This is a genomic window from Bacillus sp. JJ1764, from assembly GCF_036962145.1.
GTDB lineage: Bacteria > Bacillota > Bacilli > Bacillales > Cytobacillaceae > Neobacillus.
This window is the reverse complement of sequence record NZ_JBALNY010000048.1, coordinates 7,981-8,279: the sequence shown is the minus strand read 5'-3', so window position 1 is coordinate 8,279 and position 299 is coordinate 7,981. Positions and strand designations below refer to the sequence as shown.

Genomic DNA, 299 nt, shown 5'->3' with positions numbered 1-299 from the left:
CTACCCCCGGCTTTAGCCCATAACCAAAAGCAGCGGATGTGCCAAGGAACGTGCTGGTGTGTAAATAAATATAACAATCGCCAATTAAACAAAGCAACCAATATTATGGAATGTAAACGAATTGAAGATGCCATAATCGAAAAGGCTGGGAAAACCTGCGGCCTCACCCATCATGCAACGGTCCCTCTTCGTGCCGGGCAAGAACGCTTTGGAATCCTCAACATCGGATCTCCGAATAAAACCCATTTTAAAAAAAATGAACTCGCGTTACTCGAAGCCGTTGCCTATCAAATTGGAAC

Annotated in this window: 1 protein-coding gene; it reads left to right on the top strand. The window is 44.8% G+C overall.

Annotated elements, in window-relative coordinates; translation table 11 throughout:
• A partial coding sequence (locus V7083_RS07695; protein ID WP_335476798.1) for a GAF domain-containing protein occupies positions 1 to 299 on the top strand: 299 nt, incomplete at both ends.